At 41.8% G+C, this 3814-nt stretch carries 4 protein-coding genes and 4 pseudogenes; 5 read left to right on the top strand and 3 right to left on the bottom strand.

All coding sequences use genetic code 11. The features are described from left to right. Positions 1 to 206, bottom strand: a pseudogene (locus tag HMPREF9443_RS10595) (AAA family ATPase); the annotation flags it as partial. 33 nt (positions 207 to 239) lie between these two features. On the opposite strand from HMPREF9443_RS10595, the gene HMPREF9443_RS07430 reads away from it, so the two are divergent. The 5 genes and pseudogenes from HMPREF9443_RS07430 to aph(3')-IIIa all read left to right on the top strand — a co-directional run bounded on the left by HMPREF9443_RS07430 (position 240) and on the right by aph(3')-IIIa (position 2736). Continuing rightward, positions 240 to 533 (top strand): pyroglutamyl-peptidase I, encoded by a 294-nt coding sequence (locus HMPREF9443_RS07430; protein ID WP_009145957.1) that lies wholly within the window; start codon positions 240 to 242, stop codon positions 531 to 533. 156 nt (positions 534 to 689) lie between these two features. Then, positions 690 to 818: pseudogene (locus HMPREF9443_RS11220) on the top strand (AAA family ATPase); the annotation flags it as partial. After that, a pseudogene (locus HMPREF9443_RS07425) lies at positions 819 to 1310 on the top strand (aminoglycoside 6-adenylyltransferase); the annotation flags it as partial. It abuts the pseudogene before it with no gap. Continuing rightward, positions 1307 to 1849 (top strand): streptothricin N-acetyltransferase Sat4, encoded by a 543-nt coding sequence (sat4, locus tag HMPREF9443_RS07420; protein WP_000627290.1) that lies wholly within the window; start codon positions 1307 to 1309, stop codon positions 1847 to 1849. The pseudogene HMPREF9443_RS07425 and the gene sat4, both read left to right, overlap by 4 nt. A 92-nt stretch (positions 1850 to 1941) precedes the next feature. Further along, entirely contained in the window at positions 1942 to 2736 is a 795-nt protein-coding gene (gene aph(3')-IIIa / locus HMPREF9443_RS07415) for an aminoglycoside O-phosphotransferase APH(3')-IIIa (RefSeq protein ID WP_001096887.1), read from the top strand. A gap of 659 nt (positions 2737 to 3395) precedes the next feature. On the opposite strand, the pseudogene HMPREF9443_RS11045 reads toward aph(3')-IIIa, so the two are convergent. Both HMPREF9443_RS11045 and HMPREF9443_RS10825 read right to left on the bottom strand, forming a co-directional pair. Then, positions 3396 to 3509, bottom strand: a pseudogene (locus HMPREF9443_RS11045) (zf-HC2 domain-containing protein); the annotation flags it as partial. Continuing rightward, positions 3502 to 3814, bottom strand: a 313-nt coding sequence (locus tag HMPREF9443_RS10825) for an RNA polymerase sigma factor (protein WP_009145955.1), incomplete at its 5' end; no start/stop codon positions are given. The pseudogene HMPREF9443_RS11045 and the gene HMPREF9443_RS10825, both read right to left, overlap by 8 nt.

Here is a 3814-nt window from a genome sequence, read left to right as displayed (position 1 = left end):
CTTGCGATTTTTTCTTGTACTGCGGAAACAGTATCTTTGATTGAATGCGTAGTTGTATCTATAACATTTAATTCATAGATTCCCAAATTGGAAAATTGCTTCCACATTGTTTCAACTAATTCAATATTTGTTTCTCTGTCTAACTTTGAGCGTTCGATAGCTCGCTTCATAGTTTCTTCTTTACTTGCCCTTAAAACGATATACAAGGCGCGGAAATTTTAAAGCTCGAAGTGCCGACGGTGTTTGGAAAGGCAGGAGAGGTTCTTAAAAAAGCGGTGGAGCAATACAGACCCGACGCGGTGGTGTGCGTAGGTCAAGCCGGAGGGAGAGCCGCCATTACTCCCGAGATGATAGCCGTGAACATAATGGACGCGCGCATTCCCGACAACGCCGGAAACAAGCCGTGCCACGAGCTTATAATAAAAGAGGGAAGAGAAGCGTATTTTTCCTCACTTCCGGTGAAGGATATCGAGAAAAATCTAAATGATAACGGAATTCCGTCGTCGGTATCGTATGGAGCGGACAACGAGTAAAAGAGTGACCGCCGAGATAACCCATTGCTCGGCGGTGTTCCTTTCCAAGTTAATTGCGTGATATAGATTGAAAAGTGGATAGATTTATGATACAGTGAATAGATTTATGATATAATGAGTTATCAACAAATCGGAAGTTGTGGAGGTAAAATATAGATGAATCAAGGTAGAATTATTGTAATCACAGGTGCGCCGGGGACAGGAAAAACTACAACGGCATCTGCTGTTGCAAAAGAATCAGATTTGGAAAAGTCTGTGCATATGCACACAGATGACTTTTATCATTATCATGTAAGAAAGCCAAGCGCAAGGGAGTATGATGATTGCTGCAATGAATTTTGGAATGTAACACCTTATGTTATTAAAGGATTGTGCCGTAAGGAAATTTTATTTGCTATTGATCATTTTAATCAGATTGTTCGCCATGAGCTGCTGAGAATGATATCATGGAAGGTCGGCATCGAAACAGGCTTTAAATTAAGTGTAGGCAAGAACTATAAGTTTATTGAAAGGTATATATCCGAGGATTTGTGGGAGAAACTTTTGTCCACCTACCGGATGGATTCCTATGAAAACATATGGGAAGCATTATTTCTATGCCATCAATTGTTCAGGGCGGTATCCGGTGAGGTGGCGGAAAGGCTTCATTATGCCTATCCGGAGTATGATAGGAATATAACAAAATATACCAGGGACATGTATAAAAAATACACTGGTAAAACCGGCTGCCTGGATAGCACATATGCCGCTGATATAGAAGAGAGGCGGGAACAGTGATTACAGAAATGAAAGCAGGGCACCTGAAAGATATCGATAAACCCAGCGAACCATTTGAGGTGATAGGTAAGATTATACCGAGGTATGAAAACGAGAATTGGACCTTTACAGAATTACTCTATGAAGCGCCATATTTAAAAAGCTACCAAGACGAAGAGGATGAAGAGGATGAGGAGGCAGATTGCCTTGAATATATTGACAATACTGATAAGATAATATATCTTTACTACCAAGACGATAAATGCGTCGGAAAAGTTAAACTGCGAAAAAATTGGAACCGGTACGCTTATATAGAAGATATCGCCGTATGTAAGGATTTCAGGGGGCAAGGCATAGGCAGCGCGCTTATCAATATATCTATAGAATGGGCAAAGCATAAAAACTTGCATGGACTAATGCTTGAAACCCAGGACAATAACCTTATAGCTTGTAAATTCTATCATAATTGTGGTTTCAAAATCGGCTCCGTCGATACTATGTTATACGCCAACTTTGAAAACAACTTTGAAAAAGCTGTTTTCTGGTATTTAAGGTTTTAGAATGCAAGGAACAGTGAATTGGAGTTCGTCTTGTTATAATTAGCTTCTTGGGGTATCTTTAAATACTGTAGAAAAGAGGAAGGAAATAATAAATGGCTAAAATGAGAATATCACCGGAATTGAAAAAACTGATCGAAAAATACCGCTGCGTAAAAGATACGGAAGGAATGTCTCCTGCTAAGGTATATAAGCTGGTGGGAGAAAATGAAAACCTATATTTAAAAATGACGGACAGCCGGTATAAAGGGACCACCTATGATGTGGAACGGGAAAAGGACATGATGCTATGGCTGGAAGGAAAGCTGCCTGTTCCAAAGGTCCTGCACTTTGAACGGCATGATGGCTGGAGCAATCTGCTCATGAGTGAGGCCGATGGCGTCCTTTGCTCGGAAGAGTATGAAGATGAACAAAGCCCTGAAAAGATTATCGAGCTGTATGCGGAGTGCATCAGGCTCTTTCACTCCATCGACATATCGGATTGTCCCTATACGAATAGCTTAGACAGCCGCTTAGCCGAATTGGATTACTTACTGAATAACGATCTGGCCGATGTGGATTGCGAAAACTGGGAAGAAGACACTCCATTTAAAGATCCGCGCGAGCTGTATGATTTTTTAAAGACGGAAAAGCCCGAAGAGGAACTTGTCTTTTCCCACGGCGACCTGGGAGACAGCAACATCTTTGTGAAAGATGGCAAAGTAAGTGGCTTTATTGATCTTGGGAGAAGCGGCAGGGCGGACAAGTGGTATGACATTGCCTTCTGCGTCCGGTCGATCAGGGAGGATATCGGGGAAGAACAGTATGTCGAGCTATTTTTTGACTTACTGGGGATCAAGCCTGATTGGGAGAAAATAAAATATTATATTTTACTGGATGAATTGTTTTAGTACCTAGATTTAGATGTCTAAAAAGCTTTAACTACAAGCTTTTTAGACATCTAATCTTTTCTGAAGTACATCCGCAACTGTCCATACTCTGATGTTTTATATCTTTTCTAAAAGTTCGCTAGATAGAGTTCTATATTAGAGATGTAAAGAGTTTTGGTGAAGAGGTTTGTGAGTATGGCTTTTATAACCAGGGTGCAATGAGAAGCACTAACAGCAGCTAGCTTAAGAACGCATAGGATATACTTTTTATGGAAGTCACAGAGGAGGAATAAAATTTGAACAGGATTAACAGAGTAAAGATGCATAACACCATGAACATTTTCCTCGTTATCAGCTGCGAAAAAGATCAGCAGGTGATTGTCTATTGTTTGCCACGAGACTGCACGAACCGGAGTTCCTGCTTCCACACCGGAAATAGTGTTGCCTTCCGGTGAAGGAATATAGTCACATACCGCTTCCAGCCTACCGGCTTCTGTATTGGCATAATGAAACTCCAAATCATAGAGCCACCCTATACAAAACAGGGCAACAAGTGCGGAAAGAATTGCCGCTATTAAGCGAGTGCGTTTAACACGCTTTAAAAATCTAAGTGCACGCTGTGGCGCTTTTTCAATAGGAACCTGCCTGCGCATATCCTCTTCAAGCTGGCGGCAGGCCGCACAATGCTCAATGTGTTCTCTGACCATAGCAGAGGTCTCTGTCTCGGTCAATTCTTCAAGATAGGATGGGAGTAAATCCCTGACTACGCAGCAGTCAAGATTGGTTTCACGCATTGTTATCACCTCCGATAATCTTTACAAGTTTTTCCTTACCACGATAAAAGCGCACTCGAGCCCATACTTCGCTGTGCCCAAGAATGTCACCGATGTCACGGAAAGAGAAATCACCGGCTAATCGCAGATGGATTACTTCACGAGTTTCGGCATCTAACTGTTGCATTGCTCGATATAGTGCAAAACGCTCTTGCCGGTTCTCAAACTCTTTCGTGGGATTATCAGGAGCCGCAACATGAGTAAGTTCGCTTTCTTCCACAAGAGTGGTGCGCTTACTTGCGATTTTTTCTTGTACTGCGGAAACA

It is taken from the genome of Phascolarctobacterium succinatutens YIT 12067 (assembly GCF_000188175.1).
GTDB lineage: Bacteria > Bacillota > Negativicutes > Acidaminococcales > Acidaminococcaceae > Phascolarctobacterium_A > Phascolarctobacterium_A succinatutens.
Note: the sequence above shows the minus strand (reverse complement) of the source record. Positions and strands in the feature narration are given on the sequence as shown.